The sequence below is a fragment of the Pseudoalteromonas sp. Z9A5 genome, from assembly GCF_011378875.1.
In the GTDB taxonomy this organism is placed as follows: Bacteria; Pseudomonadota; Gammaproteobacteria; order Enterobacterales; family Alteromonadaceae; genus Pseudoalteromonas.
In genome coordinates this window covers 157,755-180,481 of the sequence record NZ_WTLC01000004.1, presented here as the reverse complement: position 1 = coordinate 180,481, position 22,727 = coordinate 157,755, and the positions used below count along the sequence as shown (strand labels likewise).

At 37.9% G+C, this 22,727-nt stretch carries 18 protein-coding genes and 1 pseudogene; 7 read left to right on the top strand and 12 right to left on the bottom strand.

Annotation, left to right across the window (positions count from 1 at the left end):
- A partial coding sequence (locus GQR56_RS04255) for an immunity 49 family protein (protein WP_206018086.1) occupies positions 1-411 on the bottom strand: 411 nt, incomplete at its 3' end.
- Between the two features lie 47 nt (positions 412-458).
- The gene (locus GQR56_RS04250; RefSeq protein ID WP_166109268.1) at positions 459-1,310 is read right to left on the bottom strand and encodes an immunity 49 family protein; all 852 of its coding nucleotides are present in this window, start codon (positions 1,308-1,310) and stop codon (positions 459-461) included.
- A gap of 763 nt (positions 1,311-2,073) precedes the next feature.
- On the opposite strand from GQR56_RS04250, the gene GQR56_RS04245 reads away from it, so the two are divergent.
- Positions 2,074-3,153, top strand: coding sequence for a ketoacyl-ACP synthase III (locus GQR56_RS04245; RefSeq protein ID WP_024610373.1), 1,080 nt, complete (start codon positions 2,074-2,076; stop codon positions 3,151-3,153).
- A gap of 68 nt (positions 3,154-3,221) precedes the next feature.
- On the top strand, positions 3,222-3,608 hold the full coding sequence (locus GQR56_RS04240; protein WP_166109267.1) for a VOC family protein: 387 nt from the start codon (positions 3,222-3,224) through the stop codon (positions 3,606-3,608).
- Between the two features lie 38 nt (positions 3,609-3,646).
- Here GQR56_RS04240 and GQR56_RS04235 read toward each other — a convergent pair whose 3' ends face one another.
- Together GQR56_RS04235 and GQR56_RS04230 are read right to left on the bottom strand one after the other, a co-directional pair.
- Entirely contained in the window at positions 3,647-5,011 is a 1,365-nt protein-coding gene (locus GQR56_RS04235) for a leucyl aminopeptidase family protein (protein WP_166109266.1), read from the bottom strand.
- Between the two features lie 88 nt (positions 5,012-5,099).
- Complete coding sequence (locus GQR56_RS04230; protein ID WP_024610376.1) at positions 5,100-5,522, bottom strand: hypothetical protein; 423 nt, start codon at positions 5,520-5,522, stop codon at positions 5,100-5,102.
- Between the two features lie 104 nt (positions 5,523-5,626).
- Between GQR56_RS04230 and GQR56_RS04225 the strand changes: the two genes are divergently transcribed.
- The 3 genes from GQR56_RS04225 (at position 5,627) to GQR56_RS04215 (ending at position 10,396) form a co-directional block, all read left to right on the top strand.
- Entirely contained in the window at positions 5,627-5,797 is a 171-nt protein-coding gene (locus GQR56_RS04225; protein WP_076917042.1) for an oxidoreductase-like domain-containing protein, read from the top strand.
- Positions 5,798-6,132: 335 nt separating this feature from the next.
- Positions 6,133-8,712, top strand: coding sequence for a TonB-dependent receptor (locus GQR56_RS04220; RefSeq protein ID WP_166109265.1), 2,580 nt, complete (start codon positions 6,133-6,135; stop codon positions 8,710-8,712).
- 250 nt (positions 8,713-8,962) lie between these two features.
- Positions 8,963-10,396 carry a sulfotransferase gene (locus GQR56_RS04215; protein WP_166109264.1) on the top strand — a complete coding sequence of 478 codons (1,434 nt, stop codon included), beginning with the start codon at positions 8,963-8,965 and terminating at the stop codon, positions 10,394-10,396.
- Here GQR56_RS04215 and GQR56_RS04210 read toward each other — a convergent pair.
- The gene (locus GQR56_RS04210) at positions 10,393-11,301 is read right to left on the bottom strand and encodes an alpha/beta fold hydrolase (RefSeq protein WP_166109263.1); all 909 of its coding nucleotides are present in this window, start codon (positions 11,299-11,301) and stop codon (positions 10,393-10,395) included. The two genes, GQR56_RS04215 and GQR56_RS04210, sit on opposite strands and share 4 nt — an antisense overlap.
- 128 nt (positions 11,302-11,429) lie before the next feature.
- Between GQR56_RS04210 and rlmF the strand changes: the two genes are divergently transcribed.
- The gene (gene rlmF, locus GQR56_RS04205; RefSeq protein WP_166109262.1) at positions 11,430-12,362 is read left to right on the top strand and encodes a 23S rRNA (adenine(1618)-N(6))-methyltransferase RlmF; all 933 of its coding nucleotides are present in this window, start codon (positions 11,430-11,432) and stop codon (positions 12,360-12,362) included.
- A gap of 23 nt (positions 12,363-12,385) precedes the next feature.
- A complete protein-coding gene (ltaE, locus tag GQR56_RS04200) occupies positions 12,386-13,390 on the top strand; it encodes a low-specificity L-threonine aldolase (protein WP_166109261.1) in 1,005 nt (334 codons plus the stop codon).
- On the opposite strand, the gene GQR56_RS04195 is transcribed toward ltaE, so the two are convergent.
- The 7 genes and pseudogenes from GQR56_RS04195 to GQR56_RS04165 form a co-directional block, all read right to left on the bottom strand.
- Positions 13,373-13,957, bottom strand: coding sequence for a thymidine kinase (locus tag GQR56_RS04195; protein WP_024610383.1), 585 nt, complete (start codon positions 13,955-13,957; stop codon positions 13,373-13,375). The genes ltaE and GQR56_RS04195 overlap by 18 nt on opposite strands.
- A 359-nt stretch (positions 13,958-14,316) precedes the next feature.
- Positions 14,317-14,787, bottom strand: coding sequence for a methylated-DNA--[protein]-cysteine S-methyltransferase (locus GQR56_RS04190; protein ID WP_024610384.1), 471 nt, complete (start codon positions 14,785-14,787; stop codon positions 14,317-14,319).
- Positions 14,787-16,138 (bottom strand): annotated as a pseudogene (locus GQR56_RS04185) (AlkA N-terminal domain-containing protein). The gene GQR56_RS04190 and the pseudogene GQR56_RS04185 overlap by 1 nt, the downstream one beginning before the upstream one ends.
- A gap of 74 nt (positions 16,139-16,212) precedes the next feature.
- Positions 16,213-16,824 (bottom strand): superoxide dismutase, encoded by a 612-nt coding sequence (locus tag GQR56_RS04180; RefSeq protein ID WP_166109260.1) that lies wholly within the window; start codon positions 16,822-16,824, stop codon positions 16,213-16,215.
- 12 nt (positions 16,825-16,836) lie between these two features.
- On the bottom strand, positions 16,837-17,343 hold the full coding sequence (locus GQR56_RS04175; protein ID WP_024610387.1) for a hypothetical protein: 507 nt from the start codon (positions 17,341-17,343) through the stop codon (positions 16,837-16,839).
- Between the two features lie 76 nt (positions 17,344-17,419).
- Positions 17,420-17,902 (bottom strand): GNAT family N-acetyltransferase, encoded by a 483-nt coding sequence (locus GQR56_RS04170; protein WP_166109259.1) that lies wholly within the window; start codon positions 17,900-17,902, stop codon positions 17,420-17,422.
- Positions 17,903-17,912: 10 nt separating this feature from the next.
- Positions 17,913-22,676, bottom strand: a complete 4,764-nt coding sequence (locus GQR56_RS04165) for a PAS domain-containing protein (protein WP_166109258.1) — start codon at positions 22,674-22,676, stop codon at positions 17,913-17,915.
- Positions 22,677-22,727 lie beyond the last annotated feature (51 nt).

The following is a 22,727-nucleotide window of genomic DNA, read 5'->3' as shown; positions in this document are numbered from 1 at the left end:
TAAACTGTCCATAACGGCTTTATCTCGTACTATTGCTGCGCAAAAAAAGGCTTCTTGCCAGCGAATGGCACTCAAAAACCCACCTTCACATAACATCCCTTTGCCGTTGTAGGTGGCATCTAATATGTCGTCAATCACGATACGCTGCTCTTTTTCAGGCTCTCGACCTAGCCTAAAAATAGCCTCACCGGCTTTGGCGGCAAGCTTTAATGCGGTTATTGATTTTTGCTTGTTTTCCTCGGTTAAATCAAACGACCACCACTGACAGATTTTTATTGCACTGCCAAAAAAACTTATTAAATTATCTCTTTTAATGTGCAATTTTTGACTTACTCTGTTATATCTTCTTTCAAAACGTTTGATATTATCTTCAAGCTCTACAGACTCGTAATCACGCTTTATGTTTATCATGGTTATTCCTTTAAATTATGTCGGTTTTTGGGGCGTTTTGGGTGAAATTAAAGGTAATCGCCATCAATATAAAACTGTGGAATAAAATCTGATTGCACGTTTAATTCGTTACCATAATCTTTTGCCATGCATGCTAAACCGAGCAAATTAATTGGCATATAATAGTGAGGTTGCTCATACCCTTCTAAATCACGATAACGCTCACAATATTCCCAGCTATCAGTTAATGCATTTGCTAATGCCGTACTCGGGGTAACCTCTCCTTTCATCATAAAGGCAAATACAAAATTTGTTTTACCACCAGTGCAATAGTTAACCCACGGGTCTGTGGTATCTAATTTAACCTCTTCTAGCGCTTTGCCTAGTAAAGCTAAACCTTCATCATTTGATACTCGACGTTGTATACCTTGGATTAATTCAACAAGTACATACTCGGCTTCACTGTTTGTGGTAGAGCTCTGACGCATTACAGACACAGGAAACTTCACTAAACTATCCATCGCTGCTTGGTCACGGACAATTGCCGCACAAAAAAAGGCTTCTTGCCAACTAACGGCATCCAAAAAACCACCTTCCCACAACATACCTTTGCCGTTGTAGGTGGCATCTAATATATCGTCAATCACAATACGCTGCTCTTTTTCAGGCTCTCGACCTAGCCTAAAAACAGCCTCACCTGCTTTTGCAGCAAGCTTTAATGCTTTTATAGATTTTTGCTTGTTTTCATCGGTTAAGTCAAACGACCACCATTGGCAAATTGTGATTGCATTGCTTAATAACGAAATTAAATTATCTCTACGTACACTCATGAATTTTATATTTTTATTATAAGTACTTTCAAAACGATCAACAATTCTATTTAGCCCCAAGGGCTTATACTCACGTACGATGTTTGTCATGTTTATTCCTTTAAAATTTTAAAATATCAAAGCGTTTTACTTTAATAGTCGCGCGTTTTTATAGTATCAAACTTGTTATTCTAAATTAATACTAGGGCGTGTTGATCTTTGTGGATTGAAATTTGTTCAATCTAGGGGCGATTTAATCGCGGCGCGAGGTTTGTAACCTAGTGGGCTCGATAACTGCTCCTGCGTTATTCTACTGACTTACATCCATGTAAGAATAAGTAAAAACCGAGCAACAAAGAGTCAATCGTCCCTAGAAAGAACCCAAAGGGCAGCGCATGTTTGGTCTTTATGCTGCGTTATCGCCTATTTATGGGGAATAACCACACTTCATAGGCTCTGCCTTGCCTAAAAACCAAGCACACTGCTGTAAATTCAACCACCAAAGTTCAACACGCCCTCATGTATCAATTGGAGTTTATTACTATTTAACCTTTAGCTTGTAATTTATCATTCGCGATTTATATTCGTATACCTACTTTGTTAGATTAACTTAGGGTTAGCTCTATTTTTGTTTTATGTTTAATTAGGTTGATAAGGGCAGAGTTATTTTATTACTTAAATACATTATTTGTTGCTAATAAACATGCTTTATATTCAAGCTTTGTCTGCTCTTTTTTATACCGATAAACCTTAAACATCCGTCAATTTTGAATATTTAAGGTACAAACCCTGTTATGAACTAGTCTTGAAAGCTGTTTTTTGGTATAACTCCCCCATTAGTAACACATGTCATACCACTTTAAGAGAACATACTATGTCTTACGCACATATCACTGGTTGGGGTAAATGCATTCCACCAGCAAGCATTAGCAACGATGAAATTAGCGAAATAGTAAATACTAACGACGAGTGGATAACCTCGCGTACCGGCATCAAATCTCGTCGAGTGAGCCACGTAAGTACCGCCGAATTAGCTACAGTTGCCGCAAAACACGCTATTGCGTGTGCAGGTGTTGACCCTAAAGATATCGATTTGGTGATATTAGCAACCTGTACTCCCTCTACTGTAGTGGCAAATACGGCATCACAGGTGCAAAAAAACATTGGCGCAACCGGCGCTGCGGCTATGGATACTAACGCGGCATGTTCGGGCTTTTTATATGCACTGCAAGCTGCTACGGCACAAATTCAAGCGGGTATGATCAAAAAAGCAGTGGTAATTGCTGCCGAACGCATGACCTGGTACGTAAACTGGGCACGTCGCGATAGCGCTGTTTTATTTGGTGACGGTGCAGGTGCAGTCGTACTTGAAGCTGCAGACACACCAGCAGGTTTACTTGCAAGTAAAACCGGTTGCGACAGTGAAGATCGCGATATTTTGCACATCACTAACTTTGGTAGCAATTTAAATAAGTATGAGCCAATAGGTCCTTCTGATTTATTATTTGAAGGTCGTGAAATTTTCAAACGTGCAGTAAAAGGCATGAGCGAAGCGTGCGACGATGTACTAAAACAAGCCGATTTGAGCCTTGATGATATTAATGTACTTGTGCCGCATCAGGCTAACTTACGTATTATTCAGGCTATTCAGCATCGCTTAAAAGTACCTGACGAAAAGGTAATGGTTAACATTGGTGAATATGGTAATACCTCTGCGGCAACAATTGCTATTGCGTTATGTGAAGCGGTTGAACAAGGGTTAATTAAGCCGCATTCAAACATTATGTCTGCTGCATTTGGTGCAGGTCTTACGTGGGCTGCAAGTTACATAAAATGGGGCGAACGTGTAACGCCTATTAGTGTAAGTGATGCAGCGTTACCCTCGTGTGATAAAACAGGTTTAGAGCTTGTTGCACCAGCGGTTAAAGCATGTAAAGAAGCAGAGCCAAGCTAAGCTTAATAATTTATAAGCACAAATAAAACGCACTTAATAAGTGCGTTTTTGCTTTTAGGGAATTGAATTTGAAACTTTTAGGTATTCATCACACTGCTATTATTTGCAGTAACTATGCACGTTCTAAACATTTTTATAGCAATGTACTTAAACTTAACGTTATTAATGAGCATTTTAGGGCAGAACGTAATTCTTATAAATTAGATTTAGTTATGCCCGATGGCAGCCAAATTGAGTTGTTTTCGTTTGATGATGCACCAGCAAGACCAAGCTATCCCGAAGCCCAAGGATTAAGGCATTTAGCGTTTAAAGTAGCTAATATACAGAGTGCAAAAGCATATTTAGAGTCGTGTAATGTAAACGTTGAGGATATTAGGGTAGATGAAATAACCGGCAAAAAGTTTACCTTTTTTGCCGATCCAGACAATTTACCACTTGAGCTATACGAGGTTTAAAGTTCATAAGCTCAAGTGTTTGCTATTGATTAAAAAACTTACTTATTAAAACGGTTTTGTAGGTAAGTAAACACTGCACGAATACCTAATGCTTCGCCGCCTGTTGGGCGACCAGGTAAAGCACGTAAGTTCCATGCCATTACATCAAAATGTACCCACGGTGTTGTTGGTTCAACAAATTCTTTTAAGTAAAGCGCCGCAGTAATAGCACCACCAAACGGTGTGCTTGCACAGTTTGCCATATCGGCTACATCACTTTTTAATAAGCTTTTGTATTGCTCAAACAACGGAAGTTGCCAAACAGGGTCGTGTACACTTAAACCTGAATCAATAATACCGTTCGCTACGTCGCGCTCTGTTGAGAAAAAGCCCGGAAGTTCAGTGCCTAGCGCAACACGACATGCACCCGTAAGGGTCGCAAAATCAATAATAAGTTCAGGATTATCGTTTTGTGCTTCACTTAGCGCATCACATAATACTAAACGGCCTTCCGCGTCGGTATTATCAATTTCGACCATAATACCTTTGCGTGTTTTAATTACATCACCTGGGCGAAATGCATTACGCGATACGGCGTTTTCAACTGCAGGTACAAGCACGCGTAATCTAATTGGCAAATTAGCTGCCATAATAAGTTGTGCTAGTGCAATAACATGCGCGGCGCCGCCCATGTCTTTTTTCATGTTACGCATACCAGAGCTTGGTTTTAAATCAAGTCCGCCTGAGTCAAAACATACGCCCTTGCCTACTAGCGTAATTAATGGAGCGTCTGCTGCGCCCCATTTTAAATCAAGTAAACGTGGTTTGTTTTCACTTGCACGACCTACCATATGAATAGTGGGGTAGTTTTGCTCTAGTAACTCATCACCAATCCACTGCGAAAATTCACCGTTGTAAGTTGCCGCTAAATCTTCCATCACTTGTGATAAGTGTTGCGGCATCATATCAACCGCAGGCGTGTTAACTAAATCACGCGCAAGTGTAATTGCATCTGCTTGTTGGCTAATGCGTTCAAACAGCGCTTTGTCGTTAATTGCCAATTGCGCTTTTGCTGTTGGCTTTTCTTTGTATTCACTAAACTCGTAACCACCAAGCACAAACCCTAGCGCAACCTGCTCTACAAAAGCACTGTCGCCTTGAATTTGATAAGTACCGATAGGAAGTGTATTTGCTAAATTACCCGCAGCCCAAAAGTCATCGCTACTTTGCATTAAGCAAAAAACGTGGCTTATCTCGCCAGTTTTAGCATCAGGAATAAGCGCTAAGCCTGTTTTTTCAAAGCCTGTGTTGTTTAACCAGTTTTGTATAAATGCAGGTTGCTGAGTTTGCCAGTCGGATAATTCGTTTTTTAAAATAAATGATAAAGGAATACCAGAAGAAGTATGACGAAGTAATGCACTCATTAAATAGCTCGTATAATATAAAAATGGTACCTAGGAGCATATCAATAAGCACACTTAAAAGGTATCGCTAATTTAGAGAGATTTTAGGTTACTTTTGCAGCGGTTTTTTGTGAGTTTGCTTTTGATTTTCTTGCGCTATTTCTTTATCAATGTCTTTAATTGACTTGTTCATGCTAAACGAGCTTGGCAGCACGTCAACCCCAGCTAAACGCCCTAATTTAACAACTAAGGGTATGGTAAGCGGAGCAAAGGGTAAAACTGCAAATACGCCTAGTCCTAATCCTTTTAAAATATCAACAAACTGCTCGTTTGCTCTTTTTAGCTCTGCCTTATTAGTTTGCCCTTGCGTGTAGCGTCTATAAATAGACAGCATTTCTATGGTTTCTTTTTTTTCTTGCGCTAGGGCAATTTTAAGCGCCACCATAGCACGACGAAAACGCAGCTGTTGGCGCTTTTTACTAATTTTAACGACCCGCCATGGTGCACGGTGAATAACTTTATATAATTGCATAACTTGCATTTTCACACACAGAGCTTAGTTAACAAAGAATAATTTACTTGCTAGTGCAGTTACTTTACTCTTTGCACCAATTTAGTACTTATAAACGATTTAACATGCAACCAACACCAAACGCTATAATAACTAAACCAGAGCGCCCTAACTCTGATGAATGTTGTGGCGGAGGTAGCTGCTCACCCTGTGTATGGGACGAATACAAACAAAAATTAGCGTTATGGAAAACAACACAACTACCCTCTAAAACACTCAATGAAAATACAAAATAGCAACATTTAAAACCTAATTTTTGCATTAAATGACCTCCCTGTATTCATTTTGCACTTATTTTTTTCAATTATGCCAAGCCAACGCACCATTGTTGCACTTTTGTTTCACTTACACCTTTTTGTTACCAAATAGTTAATTAACGATTGCTCTCCTTGTTTTTTATGTATAGGCTGTAAATAGGAACTCACAAAAAGTAAGCTTAATTGATTAGGCATTTTGAAGAAGCAACAATTATTTTTTCAATACTTACGTGAAAAGTTTACTAAATTTAAAATAAGCGATATGTAAATATAACGTCGCAACATAAAAATTATTCTAACTGGGGAAAATTAGGATGAAACTTAAAAATAGAGTGCTAAATCAAGCAATTAAATTTGCTTTAGCTACAACCACTGTAGGGTTGTTTATTTCAGGTTCTGCTATTGCAGCAGATGAGCAAGCACAAGTTAAAGTTAATAAAAACTTAGAAAAAATTGCCGTAGTAGGCACGCGTTCGGCTCCTCGTTCAATTGGTGATTCACCGGTTCCTATTGATATTATTGGCGGCGAAGAATTAGAACGCTCGGGCAACACCGACATGCTTGAGCTATTAAAAGGTGCGGTTCCTTCGTTTAACGTTCACCAAAACCCTATTAGCGATGCGGCTTCTCTTGTTCGCCCAGCTAACTTACGTGGTTTACCATCAGACAGCACATTGGTTCTTTTAAACGGCAAACGTCGTCACCGTGCATCTGTAATCGCATTTTTAGGCGGTGGTATTAACGATGGTGCACAGGGCTCTGACATTTCGGTTATTCCTAGTATTGCTATTAAACAAGTAGAAGTACTTCGTGATGGTGCTGCTGCACAATACGGTTCTGATGCGATTGCGGGTGTAATGAACTTTCAATTAAAAGACGCATCTGAAGGCGGTAAATTAGAAGTTCGCCACGGCCAATTTTACGAAGGTGACGGCGACACAACACAAGTTTCGGGTAACGTGGGTTTACCATTTACCGACAATGGTTTTGCTAACTTAAGTTTTCAATATAAAACAGCCGATGCAACAAGCCGCTCAGTTCAACGTCAAGATGCTGCAGACTTAATTACTGCGGGTGTACCTGATGTATCTTCGCTTGCACAAGTTTGGGGCGCGCCAGAAATAGATGACGACATTACTATTTTTGGTAATGTAGGCTTGGAGCTAACAAACGATTCTGAATTTTACATGTTTGGTAACTATTCTGAACGTGATGTACGTGGTGGCTTTTACTACCGTAACCCGCAAACCCGTTCAGGTGTTTACTCAAACGATGGCGGCGAAACATTGCTAGTAGCAGATTTAACACCAGACATGAGTGCTAACTGCCCTACTATTGCAATTGATGCCAATGTGTTAGACAACCCAGACTATATTAGCGGTGTTGCTAACAACCCTGATTGTTTTGCATTTAACGAAGTATTACCGGGTGGCTTTACACCTAACTTTGGTGGCAACATAACTGATACCTCTTTAACAATCGGTACTAAGGGTATGTTCACCGATGGCTTTATGAAAGATGTTTATTATGATTTAAGCGGAAGTGTTGGTTTAAATGAATCTCGTTACTTCATTTACAATACTGTTAATGCTTCTTTAGGTCTTGATACACCGAGAGACTTTAGCCCTGGTAAATACAGCCAATTAGAAAAAAACTTTAATTTAGACCTTTCAAAAGGCATTGATTTTGGTTTAGCGTATGATGTAAATGTAGCCGGTGGCTTAGAGTGGCACGAAGAAACCTTTACTATTACCGCAGGAGACGAGGAGTCTTACACAGCGGGCCCACTAACTGATCAAGGCTTTGGTATTGGCTCAAATGGTTTTCCTGGATTTAAACCATCACAAGCAGGTGAGTTTTCTCGTCGTAACTATGCCGCTTACGTAGACATTGAAGCCCCGTTTACTGAAGACTTTTTAGTTGGCTTAGCACTTCGTTTTGAAGACTACGATAGCTTTGGTACCACAACTAACTACAAAGTAATGGCGCAATACCATTTAACAGAAGATTTAAATATTCGTGGCTCTGTAAGCAGCGGTTTCCGTGCTCCTACAGTTGGTCAAGCTAATGTAAGTAACGTACAAACAAGCCTAGACAGCGGCGTACTACAAGATTCGGCACTGCTTCCGCCAACTAACCCAATTGCAATTCAGTTAGGTGGTACAGAGCTTGAACCTGAAGAATCACAAAGCTTTACACTCGGTGCTGTATACACAATCGGCGAGTTATTCTTAACACTTGATTACTACAATATTCAAGTAGATGACCGTATTAGCCAATCAGATAAAATTAACTTAAGCCAAGCTGATAAAGATACCCTTACTGCTGCAGGAGTACCTAATGTACAGGGTCTTGCACAGGTAAGCTTTTTCACTAACGACTTTGATACAACAACACAAGGTATTGATTTAGTTGCAAACTATACAGCTGAACTAATGGGCGGAAGCTCAACATTTAGCCTTGCATATAACTGGAATGACACTGAAGTTACTCAATTTAGTGAAATTACAGGTGCATTTAAAGTTAAGCGCTTAGAAGAAGATTTACCTAATCACCGTGCTACTTTTACACTGTCTCAACAGTGGGAAGATATTTCGGCATTTACTCGCTTAAACTACTACGGTGAATACCAAGGTGTTCACGTTGACTACGATGCAACCGCTAAAACAGCAGATGCTGCTGTAACAGTTGATGCAGAGGTTACGTACTTCTTAAACGAATCAGTTAGCTTCTCAGTTGGTGCTCAAAACATATTTGACCAAGATGCAGAAAAACTTGATTTTGCAGATACTGCTGGTGTGCCAAACAATAACTGGGGTGGACAATTCTACGAAACATCTCCGTTTGGTATTAATGGTGGTTTTTACTACGCTAAAGCAACGTATACTTTTTAAACTTTTTTCATGATACCCCAAGGCGAAATGTTAAAGACATTTCGCCTTTTTAGTTTTATAGTTAATAAAAAACAATAATGTACAATACCAATTGCATTGAATAAGTGTTCTATTATAGCGCTCAGAAAATAGCGTAATAACAAGGCGGAAACTATGATATATAGTTGCTCTATATGAATAACTTTTAACGCAGTGAGTACGCTATTTAATGCGATAGAATGATTATTTTTTTAATAAAATTGGTATAAATATGTTACTCACTAAAGCCAACCAACTACTTGACCAAAACAAACTCAAAGAAGCAGAGTTTCATTATAAAACACTACTAAAAAGTAGCCCTGAAAATGGCGATGCACTATTTGGTTTAGGTAGAATTGCACTAAGGCTAGAGCGCTTTGATGCTGCTGTTTATTTACTGCAAAAAGCATGCGAACGATTACCTAAAATGCTTGAGCCATTGCATGCATTAGCTGATGCGTTTAACGGCGTAAACTCCCCTAAAGACGCACTTACTGTACTTGAGTATGCAAAAAGCCTAGCCATTAATAACCCCGAGCCTCACTACTACTTAGCGCAGCATTATTTAACATACGGCGATTTAAACAAAGCACACACTACATTTGCACATGCGCTGAGCATGGGGCTTTACCCCGTTACGGCTTACATTTTATTTGAATTAGTTCAATTAGGGCGTTTTAATAAAGAACATAACTACGTAAGTAACTTGCACCACTTTTTAACTCAAACAAATAATCTACGATTAAAAATGGTGTGTTATTACGCTTTAGCAAAGAGTTATGATGCGCTTGAGGATACTGATCAAGCATTTAACTATTTTGTATTAGCAAATAAGCTACAAAGAAAGCTGAGTGACTTTAATACCGATGATTTAGCTATTTTTTACGATGAAATAATTAAATGTAATAGCAATATACTTATTAGCTCTGCCGACAAACAATTTACAGGTAATGTAACCCCTGTTTTTATAATTGGTATGCCTCGAAGTGGTTCTACATTACTTGAACAAATGCTCGCTAATCACAGTCAATTTAGCAGCATAGGTGAAAGCACAAGTATAAGTAACAATGTGGCTGCTTTTTTAGAGCAAAAAACGGGCTTTGCGTATCCACAATGCTTAAACCATTTAACACATGAACTCGTTGTTCAAGCCCGCGAAATTTACATAACCACGTTAAAAACCGCTACGCCTATTAAACCGTTTATTATTAATAAACTACCCAGTAACTATCAGTCTATTGGGCTTATACATATATTATTTCCGAATGCGAAGTTTATAAATTTGACCCGCGACTTTAACGCTACAGCGTTTTCTGTTTTTAGTAATTACTTTGCTGAAAACGAACCTTACTTTTGCTCACTTGTTGAATTTAAGCAATATCATGCTTTATATGAAAAGCTCATGATTCACTGGCAAACAATACCAGCACTGTCTATTTACAACATAAACTACGAAGAATTAGTAACGAACCCAGTAGAGCAACTTACATCACTCCTGCAATTTTTAGGCTGTAACTTTGAAGAAAGCTCATTAGCATTTTATAAACGTAACGCCCCCGTAAATACATTAAGTAAACACGCTATTCGCAAACCAATAAACAACACCGCTATTGTAAAATGGGAGCGCTATAAAACGCCTTTACTAAAATTATTTGATGAAAGCTAAATGGTAGGATGGTCGTTAAACCAATTAAGTAAATCTTTAAATTGATCATCCCGCGCACTTGGATGGGTAAGCATATTAATATGATCGTAATCAAAACTATGCCCGTGTTTACGACCATAAATTCGCATTTGTTGTATTCCGGGTCCTGATTCATCCATAAATTTTTGTATATCGATTGGTTGCGCTAACGCTTTATCTTTTACTGCGGCTATATGTAACGTAGGTGGTAAATGCATGTTTTTGAGTGCTTGTGCATAATTAAAGCCGTCATCTGAGTCTACCCATGGACTTTTTTTAGCCCACTGCATACTTTGAAAATGCGATTTTTTGGTTTCATTATCACTCCCCCACTTTAAACGTTTTGCGGGTAAATAACCGTGTTTTTTAGCAAGTAAAGGCGCCATAAAATACCAAATCAAATTGGCTTGCACTAACTTTTTAGGATGATTATTAAACAATGAACGCTTGGTACCAAAATATGCACACGCTTTTACATCGTTAATATAATGAGGGAACCGAGCAAACGCGCTGTTCATAAGTACACCGCCCCACGAATGCGCTACCCAATAGTCAGGCTTTTTACCTTCGAGTAATTCTATTTGATTAATAAAAGCGGGAATATCTTCTAAAATAGATTCGGTTTGTCCATATTGTGATTCACTTGAAATAACAGGTTTGCTATCACCTCGGCCGCGTAAGTCAGCAACGTAACAACGATAACCGTGTTCAGCTAAAAAAGGCGCTAACCCTTTATTGCTGTGGGTATAAAAAATTTTACCGTTTTCAATCGCCCCATGCATAAAAAAAACAACAGGACCTTGTTTATTATCATCAGCTATACGGCGTAAATGAAGAGTTTGCTGAGGATTTAAATCAATTATTATTGACTGCTGAGAAATGCCCACGGTGATTCCTTTTTATTATTACAAACTCATCCTACCAGTAATTTTAGATATACCAAAGGAAATGTCTGCACTTTACCCACCCGCATTTGTTACACTTACGCCATTGTATCTGTTGTTAAAATGAAACCATGAAAGAAAATACTACACGCTCAAAGTTACACCCAAGAAACCAGCATAAAAATGGTTACGATTTCAATCTACTAACAACAGAACACCCTGCTCTGCTGCCTTTTATGATTACAACCCCTGCGGGAACGCAAAGCATTGATTTTAGCGATAACAAGGCTGTAAAAACACTCAATCAGGCTCTTTTAAAAGCGCATTACAATGTGGACTTTTGGGATATTCCTGAGCACAACTTATGCCCTCCAATTCCTGGAAGAGTAGATTACATACACTATTTAGCAGATTTGTTGAGCGACGATAATCAACAAAATATTCCTCTTGGTAAGCAAATTAAAGTATTGGATATAGGCACAGGCGCTAACTTAGTATATCCGCTTACAGGAATGCATGAATATAAATGGCATTTTACGGGTACCGATATTGATGCTGCATCAATAAAAATAGCGAAACAAATTGCGCAATTTAATGGTTTAAAAATAACCTTAAAACACCAAAAAAATGCTGCATCTATTTTTAACGGCGTTGTAAATCAAAAAGAGTTATATCATTTAACTTTATGCAACCCTCCGTTTCATGCAAGCGCTGAAGAAGCATCTAAAGGCAGCGAACGAAAGTGGAAAAACTTAGGCAAAGCCCCTAGTAATGCCCTTAATTTTGGCGGTCATAATAATGAGTTATGGTGTGATGGCGGTGAAGTTAAATTTATCTCTAATATGATTAAAGAAAGCGAAAACTTTGCTGAGCAAGTTATGTGGTTTACTTCTTTGGTGTCTAAAAAAGATAACATTGCAGCACTAGAAGAGGTATTAAAAGCTCACCCAATAGCACAATATAAAATAGTTGATATGGCACAAGGTCAAAAAATTAGCCGCTTTATTGCATGGAGCTATTTTGATAAAGACACTCGCGAACAAATTTGTAGCGAGCTGGCTTAAGTTATAAAAAGGATAAGGCAATCATGATAGATTTTCGATCTGATACAGTAACAAAACCCTCTAAAAAAATGCGCGATATTATGCACAACGCACCTGTTGGTGACGATGTATATGGCGATGATGAAAGCGTTAACCAGCTAGAAGCTTATGCGTGTGAGCGTTTTAATTTTGAAGCCGCACTTTATTGCAGCTCAGGTACACAAGCGAACTTACTTGCGTTAATGGCGCATTGTGAACGAGGTGACGAATACATTTGTGGCCAAAATGCCCATAACTATAAGTTTGAGGGTGGCGGCGCAGCCGTTTTAGGCTCTGTTCAACCACAACCTATCGAAAATGAAGCAGACGGTAGCATCCCCTTCAGTAAAATAGCTGCAGCGATAAAACCAGACGATTGCCATTTTGCTAAAACCCGATTGCTTAGTTTAGAAAATACGATTGGCGGCAAAGTACTCCCTCTTGAATACTTAGCCCAAGCACGCAATTTTGTTAATACACATAATTTAGCACTGCACTTAGATGGCGCACGTGCATTTAATGCTGCCGCTGAGTTAAAGGTTGATATAACTGACATTACAAAATACTTTGATTCAGTTTCTATTTGTTTATCTAAAGGCTTAGGTGCACCCGTTGGCTCTTTATTATTAGGCTCACAAACCCTTATTGATAAAGCAAGACGCTGGAGAAAAGTACTTGGCGGCGGTATGCGTCAAGCTGGAATGCTTGCAGCTGCTGGGCAGTACGCACTTGAGCATAATATAAATCGCTTAAGTGATGATCATGCAAATGCGCGATATCTTGCTCAAAAATTAAGTGCGCTAAGTGGTTTTACTGTTGATATGAGTAATACAACTAATATGGTTTACGCAACTTTTGAAAGTAGCATAAACATAGAAGGGATTGCTGAAGCACTTAAAGGCCAAGGAATATTATTTAGCCCAAGTAAACAACTCAGGCTAGTAACGCATTTAGATATTACGCGCGAAAATATTGATACATTTATAAATGCTTTATCGGCCCATATTTAAAGCGGCTTTATAATGTTTGCGGCATACCGAAACATATCGGTCATTGCCGCCAATTTCTACTTGGTTACCATCGGCTATTGCTTCACCGTTTTCATCTGTACGCAGTACGTGGTTAGCTTTACGACCACAATGGCATACCGTTTTAAGCTCAACTAACTTATCAGCCCATGCAAGTAAGTATTGCGATCCTACAAATAACTCGCCTCTAAAGTCGTTACGCAAGCCATAACATAATACCGGTATACCTAATTCATCAACCACGTCGGTTAATTGCATTACTTGTTCTTTTGATAAAAATTGGCATTCATCAACTAACACGCAATGGCGTTTTTTATCACTGTTAAGCGATTGAATAAGATCAAAAACATCTTTACTAGCATCAAATACGTGCGCGTCAGCTTGTAAGCCTATACGAGACGATACTTTACCCACGCCTTGTCTGTCATCAATGGCTGCGGTAAGGATAACAGGTTCCATTCCACGTTCTTTATAATTAAATGCTGATTGTAATAACGTAGTTGATTTACCCGCATTCATTGCAGAGTAGTAAAAGTATAATTGAGCCATTGGGGTGCCATTTAATAAAAAGTGCGCTAATGCTACCCTAATATTAAATTAATACCAATTTGCATAGTTAATTTGCCAATAATATTTATTTATTAAACACTAAGGCGCGTTGAACTTTGGGTTATTCCTAGGACGATTGATTCTTTGTTTTATACATTAATCTAGATAAGGGGCATAAGCAGGACGCGGAAGCTTTGCTCGGTTTTTACTTATTCCTACATGGTTCTAAGGCCGTAGAGTAACCCAGAAGCAGTTATCAAGCCCACTAGATTACAAACCTTGCGTCGTGATTAAATCGCCCCTAGATTGAACAAATTTCAATCCACAAAGGTCACACTCTTTAGTGGCGAGTGATGAATTTACATTAATCCTTCGTGCTCCAATAACCAACGTTTTCTATCAAGTCCACCCGCATAACCCGTTAACTTTGCATTTGCACCAATGATTCTATGGCACGGTACAATTATGCTAATCGGGTTTTTACCGTTAGCAGCACCGACTGCTCTTACTGCTTTTGGGTTATTTAAAGCATTAGCAATATAACCATATGTTTGAGATTGACCAAAAGGCACCGTTAGCAATGCTTCCCACACACTTTGTTGAAATGGCGTACCTTTGGTATCAAGTGGTACGTTAAAAGTGGTTCGTTCTTTATTAAAATACTCGTTTAATTGCGCAGCACAGATAAGTATTGCTTTGTTAGTAACCTTACTGAAAGGAGTATTTGTATGCTCGGTTGGTGGATAAAATCCAACGTAACTTACGCCTATGTCACTAGCCTGAATAATTATATCGTCTATTGGGCTTGGTATTTTTGTTTGAATTATCATTACAATTGCTGCCAAAGTTGAAACGTTAAATAAGAGCGAAAAGGTGCACAGTTAACTGCATCAAAAGGAGTGGCAGCCGCCTGTGCTTTTTTAATCCCTAAGTCACCATCTAGTAAAATATCTGGCTGACTTTGGCCTCGCAGTTTAGCGTAATTTACGGTCCAAGGACCAATTCCTTTTAAGCTTAGCCATTCGTCTAAATCATCTGTATTAGGATTTAAACTACAATATTGAGCAAGGTTATGCAGTGCATTTTTACGTGCTTGTGGCATTTTAAAAAAACCAAAATCACTATTAGCAACTATCTCTGCCTCCGGAAAATAAATAGCGTTATCATGCTGCTCACCAAGCACATCTACAAGTTTGGTAACTAAATTATGAGCGGCTGTAACACTGACTTGCTGACCCAGCACGGCTCTAATTCCTGCTTCAAAACTTGACCAAATACCAGGTAACCTTAAACCTTCTGTTACATTAAAAGCACCATTTATATTATGTTTAATGTGCGTTTCAATTAAATTAATGTCTGCATCTAAATCAAGCACGCGCCGTATATTATTAATAATAGGCTGTAAGTAAAGCGTATTACTTATGCTTATCTCAACACTAAAATGATTTTTATCTCTTATAAATTTTGCATTAAAATAACCCTTGCAGTTTTTGTCTGAAAACGTGCGCCCGTAACTTGTATCACTTATCCACTCCATGGGCTTAATAAGTCGCTTAGCTAAAAATCCTTGCAAGGCAGCCCAATTATAAGGGGGTCTAAATGGCAAAATTAGTGTGATTGTAGAAGTTGGTGTTTTATCACTATTACGTATTTTTGAGGGTGCTATATTTAACTGCTGTAAAAATGCATCATTAAAACGCCGAATGCTTTTAAAGCCAGCTGCAAACGCTATTTCGGTAAGGGGTAAGTTTGTTTCTTGTAGTAGCTTTTTTGCAAAATGACATTGATTGAATAACCTGTATTGCGTGATCGACACGCCAAAAAACTGCTTAAATAAACGCCTTAAGTAACGGCTGCTTATACCTAATCTTGAAGCTAAATTTTCGCAGTCGTGTTCATCATTTTGATCTATTAACTGTTTTGCTCTAAGTGCAGTAGTTTTTGTCCCCTGCCATGCTGCACTGCCTGGGGCACTATCGGGCCGGCAACGAATGCAAGGTCTAAAGCCATCTTGCGCCGCGTTATGAGCAAATTGATAATAAGCAACGTTTTTTCGTGAGCCGTTGCTGCTGGGCAAATAGGCCTGCAATAAATGCCGGTACTTTTTACCGCTACGTAAAAAAGCCCGTCAAAGCGAGGATCGCGACTCTGACGTGCTTTTTGCCAATGTGAAGTGTCCATAAACGGCTCTATAAGTTAACCTAATAAAGCCTAGCTTATACAAATAAACTCACATTACTAGCCATATTCGGAACTCAACTTACCGCAGCTAGGTAGCGTTTTTCAACTTCAGTCCAATTAATTACATTATAAAAAGCAGCAATATATTCAGGGCGTTTATTTTGATACTTCAAATAATAAGCATGTTCCCATACATCGAGCCCCAAAATAGGTGTATTACCTTGCATTAATGGGCAATCTTGATTTGCGCTGTTTTCTACAACCAATTTTTTATTTGGCGTTACACAAAGCCACGCCCAACCACTGCCAAATTGACTTAAAGCCGCTGTAGTAAATTTATCTTTAAATTCACTAAAACCACCCAACTCCTCATTTATAACGTCGCCAAGAATACCACTTGGTTCTCCACCACCTTGCGGGCTCATAACCTGCCAAAATAAACTGTGATTAAAATGCCCACCTGCATGTTCTTGCACTGCTTTTTGCAAATTACTTGGTAGCTCATTTATTCCCTTAAGTAACTCTTCAGCATTTTCGTTTGCATACACCGTGTCAGCTAAAGCTGCATTGGCTTTATTAATATACGTTTGATGATGCAAAGTATGATGAATATGCATTGTTTTACTATCAATATGAGGTTCTAGTGCATCGTATTCATAATCTAGTTTAGGTAAAGTAAACGTCATAAATAGTCCTTTTTAGTGCAATTGTTTGTTTGAAGGTGTGTTTGAGCTTAAACAAAAATTAACTTGCTCAATCAGTTCTGGAAAAGAAGGATACCGGCGTGCAAATGCGACAAGTTCAGCAGATGTTTTGAGGTAATGATGCCTACTCGCTTTTTGAACTTCATAATGAGTATGATTAATAAGCGGAGATAACGACAAATGCGCTTCACATAACCATTTACAGGCATTTTCGGGCTGTTGCATTGCAATATAGGTATCGGCTAAATTATGAGATGCAACAACCAGTGCTGGTAAGCAATGTTCTATAGCGTAAATAACATTGTTATTTATTTGGGCACATAAAAACTGTTGTAATAAACGATTTGCGAGAGTTTTAGCTAAAAAATATTTATCACGCGCTTCAAGTAAAGCGCCCTGCTCAAAAGCGTAATTGCCCTGCATTATATTTGATTGCCAAGGACTTAATGCTTGCTCAAGATAAAGTAAATCTGGGTGGGTTTGTTTTTGACCTGAGATCATAAAATCATCTGCGCGTTTATCTAATGTGCTATTAACTTACACACCAACAAACGCAAATGCAAATGATTTTCATTATCTATTTAGCGAAATCTATTAACTCTTGTCCTGTTAATCTATAAATAATCCACTCTGTTTGTGGCTTAGCACCAATGCTATCGTAAAAATCAATTGCGGGTTTATTCCAATCAAGTACAACCCACTCAAATCGACCGCAATTGTTTTTTAGTGCTGTATTAGCTAAATGCTTCATTATTGCTTTGCCAGCCCCTTTACCACGGCTATCAGGGCTCACATATAAGTCTTCTAAGTACAGACCATTTTTTCCGAGCCAAGTAGAGTAGTTATAAAAATAAACAGCAAAACCAATTGCCTCATCACCATCTAAGCACAAAATACTATGCGCAGTTGCACCTTCACAAAATAATGTATCTAAAATAGCTTGCTCGCTAGTTTTAACTGCATCTGGTTCTTTTTCGTAAATTGCCAGTTCGTTGATAAAATGCAAAATTGTTTTTGCATCACTTGGCTTTGCATCACGAATTTCAATTACTTTGCTCATTTAATTTTCCCTAAATGTACTGATCTAATTTATCTTTTAAAGTATCTAGTTGAATTGGTTTACTTAAGTAGTCATCCATTCCTGCATCAAAACAGCGTTGTTTATCCGATTCCATAGCATTAGCTGTTAACGCAATTATTTTAATATCTTTATGCTTATCACCGGCATCACCATTTCTAATAGCGGTTGTTGCATCAAAACCATCCATTACTGGCATTTGGCAATCCATTAATACAATTTTGAAATAACCACGCTCGTGTTCACCTAAAATATCGACTGCTCGCTGACCGTTTTCTGCAAGTGTAATGTCGCAGTTTAGCTTTTTAAGCATTAGGGTAGACACTTGTTGGTTAATAAGATTATCTTCAACTAGTAATATATGTGCTGTTTCTGCTGGTTTTTCTTTTCGCAAAGACGAAATATAGCCAGAAGTTACCAATGGCAATACATCATTGTGTTTATTATTAGTAATAACAGAAAGTGCAGAAATCATATCAGCAGTTGTTACTGGCTTAGGAAAATAAGCCTGAAATCCTGCATCTGAATAACGCTGAGCCCCTTCCATTCCCGCTATACTGGTCATCATTACCAGCGGCATATTTTTATAATCACTATGTGCTTTTAGTTCTTTGCAAAGCATAATGCCATCCATACCAGGCATTTGCATATCAAGTACTGCAATATCATACATTCCTTGTTTATTAGTAATGCGTTTTTCACACATTGCCAATGCTTTGTAAGCATCGCTGGCAAGCGCTACCTCTGCGCCCCAATTTTCTAACTGTTGAGATATAACAATACGATTTGTTTCGTTGTCATCAACAACTAATACTGATAAACCTTTTATATCGATCTTTTGAATATAACGCTCTTTTTGATCGCCTTGAGTTACCAATATGGTCGCCGTAAATTCGCTTCCTTTACCAGCTTCGCTTGTAAGAGAAATAGAGCCACTCATCAGCTCGCATAATTGCTTACATATAGCTAAACCAAGCCCTGTACCGCCATACTCACGGGTTGTTGAAGCATCACCCTGCGAAAAAGGCGTAAATAGTTGCTGTTGTTTTTTATCATTGATCCCGATACCAGAATCTTTTACTTTTATTTTAAATGCTAAGCCTTGCTCTACTTTATCTACTTGAGCACTAATAACGACTTCACCTTCATTTGTAAATTTAACCGCATTACTTAATAAATTTGTAAGAACTTGCCTAATTCGACCAGGATCGCCACATAGTTGTGCAGGTTCGAGATGAACTAAATCAAGAATAATTTCAATGCCTTTTCCTTGTGCAGTAATTGCTTGCGCTGCGGCAATTTCGCCAATTAAATCTTGTGCATTAAAATTAATATTTTCGAGCTCAATTTTACCTGCTTCAGCCTTCGAAAAATCTAAAATATCATTAATAACACCTAATAATGAATGCGCACTACTTTTAGCAATACCAACTTTGGTTTCTATAGGTTTTGGTAACGGCTCTAACTGAATAAGTTCTAACATACCCAATACACCATTCATTGGTGTTCTAATTTCATGGCTCATTGTGGCTAAAAACTGGCTTTTAACTATTGCAGCATCTTCAGCTTTTATTAGCGCAACTTTAAGCTCTTCGGCAATTTCTTTACGACGTTGTGATACAAGCGTGCTACCCACTAGTGTTGCTAATGAGCGTAAATAGGTCTCTTCGCTTTGTGTCCAATTGTGATTCTCACCTACTTTTTCGGCGCACAAAACGCCCAGCTCACTGCTTCCGATAGAAATAACCGCGTCAAGCATAGACTTTATATTTAATGGTTCTATGTAATCATTGATAAACTCAACCGTAGCAGGATGGTTATTCACATCGTTAATTGCCGTTAAGTTTTGTTTGCGAAGAGCATGAAAATAATCAGGATAATCGATAACATTTAATACTGCGTCAGATTCAACAAACCCTTGGTCTTTAATATACAAACTATGGCAGGTCATAGCATTACAGGTATCGTTAAATATCCATAGCGTTGCACGCTCTACTTCTAATACGTCACACATTGATTTAACAATTAGCTTTTTAACTTGTTCAACATTGCTATTTTGTACCTCTGGTGCAATTGTTAGCTGAGCAAGGTTTTTATTGTATCTATTTGCTTTTTCACTTTCTAACTCAAGTCGCTTATGTGCATCAATATTTTGAAATGAACCAAACACACGTATGCATTTGCCATTTTTAAATTCAGCTTGCCCCATAGACTTAACCCAGCGCTCTGCTCCTTTATGGGTTAAAATAATAAGCTCAATACTCCAACTTTCCCCTAAAGAAACTGCTTTTTCAAAAAGTTGAGATATTTTATCTCGATGCTCTCCTGACTTGTAAAAATCAATTGCGGTTGCGAGATCTGGCTCATGATCGACAGGCAATTCATGAATCACTTTTACTTCATCTGACCAATAAAGTGTTTGTGCTTCTAAATCGATTTCCCATGCGCCTATTCGACCCTGTTTACTCATCGACTCTAGTAAACTTTGCTGACGGCTTATTTCTGATTGAGTGTTATAGCGCTCTGTTATATCTAATATAAATCCATCTAAATATAAAACATTACCCATGGCATCATAAATAGCTCGACCTTTCTCATTCATCCAATGGTATGTACCGTCGCTTATTTTTATTTTATATTCCACCGACCAAGGCTTTTTAGCAGCAATACATTTACGGATCTCTTTTTCAACTTCAGCATTATCATCTTCATGCATTAAACTAAAAAAGCTCAAATCTTTATTATTAATTAATTCATCCGGTGTATAGCCGGTAATTTCTGTAGTTTGCTCACTCATGTAAAGCATGGTCCATGTATCATCAAACGTACATCGATAAATAATACCTGGAATATTTGCAACCAATGATGCAAACCGATCACTACTACTTTGTAATTCAAATTCAGTATTTTTTTGATTTGTAATATCTAAATGCGTGCCAATCATTCGCTTTGGCGAACCATCATTGTTCCACTCAACTACTTTTGCAGTATCAAGCACCCAAACCCAATGACCGAGTTTGTGTTTCATACGTGTTTCGCTAACGTAGTAATCTGTTTTTCCTGCAAAGTGTTCTTTTAATTTTAAGTCGGATTCGATTAGATCTTCCGGATTAGCGTACTTATACCAAGTCTCAATTGTGCAAGGTTCTATATCACTCAGCTTGTAACCAATTATTTCAGCCCAGCGGTTATTAAAGGTTATTCTGCTGGTATCTATGTACCAATCCCAAATACCGACAGCTGTACTGTCTATCACCAACTGAAGCTGTGTTTTATGTTGTTCTAGTTCAAGTTCTTGCAATTTTAATGCGGTCATATCTGTACGTATTGCAATATAACTTTGTGGTTTACCTTCATCATCTAAAAATGGCGCTATGGTTGTATCTACCCAATAAAAACCGCCATGCTTGGCTTTATTACATATTTGTCCATTCCAAATTTCGCCTTTTTGCAGCGTTTTATACATCTCTTTAAAAAACGCTTTAGGGTGCGTACCTGAATTGAGAAGTCGATGATTTTGGCCTAATAGCTGATGTTCTTTATAGCCGCTTACTTCACAAAACTTTTTATTTACAAAAGTAATAGTGCCTTTTAAATCAGTTACAGCAACAATGGCATGCTCATCTAGTGCAGCTTTTTGTTCTGCTAATTGTTTTAACGCTATTTGAAGAGCAGAACGTTGTTTTTGTAAAATACTTTTTTGCTCTTCCTTCGCTTTTACTAGCTTGTGAAGATCAATTGATAGCTGATTAAATTCAGTACTGTCTTTTAATATTGGAACTTTAACATCTTGTCCTTTTGTAATATTTTCAACAATTTTGGTTAACCGAATTAAAGGACGAGACAACCTGCGACCAAACCACCAAGACGAGCATAAAATAAGTAACAAAGCGCCTGCATTTGTTAAAATAGCAAGCTGCTTATAATAATCACTCCCCTGAAGGGCAACTTTAGTTGGTTTTGAAACAAGTAACTGCCAACCTTGCTCACTCAAAAAGTCTAAATCGCTAATGTAGCCATAAAATGTATTTTCACTCTTATTTTTATATGTAAATACTTGCTTTGAAGGAGAGCTATTTTGAGAAAAAAACTGAGGCTTTAACGCTGTTGTAGTTGCTTGCTTTTCAATTTTATTATTATGCATTACATAAAACGTAATGTTGGTACTGGCGGCATGTATTTGACTTAGATTATTTAGTAACCCTTGCAAATTTACATCAGCGAGTAATATTGCCTGCAACTGCTTGTTTGAATCTAATATCGGTAATGAAACTACGTGGTGCTCTCGTCCATTCATTACAATAGAGCGAAAAAGTGTTTGCTGAATATTGTTTTTTTCAGCGTATATTTTTATAAAATCACTTTGTATGGGTTGATTAAAAAATGAAACATTAGGCGTAATTTCAGCAGATGAAGTATCGATAAACTCAACATGATTTACAAAGTCATACTGTTTAGTAAACTCGTTAATTAAGTTTTGTTTTTTAGTGGGGTTGTTTCCTAACCGTGATTTAAGTAAATAAAGGTCTTTAACATGATCTGAAAACCAAATATTGGCAAATTGCTTACCTATATTACTTAACTCATTAAGTTCGCTATTTGCATTTTGTTTAAGGGTGTTATTTACATGCTGAAAACTAAACCAAGTAAGCAAACACAATGGTCCTAACGCAATGATTATAAAGGTTATAATTAATTTACTTCGAACAGATTGTCCTTTACCTGTTAACTCACCAAAGTTCAAACCTTTATCCATGCTTAATTTCCAGCAACTTTTAGTTATTTTATATTGCTTATATTAATGCAT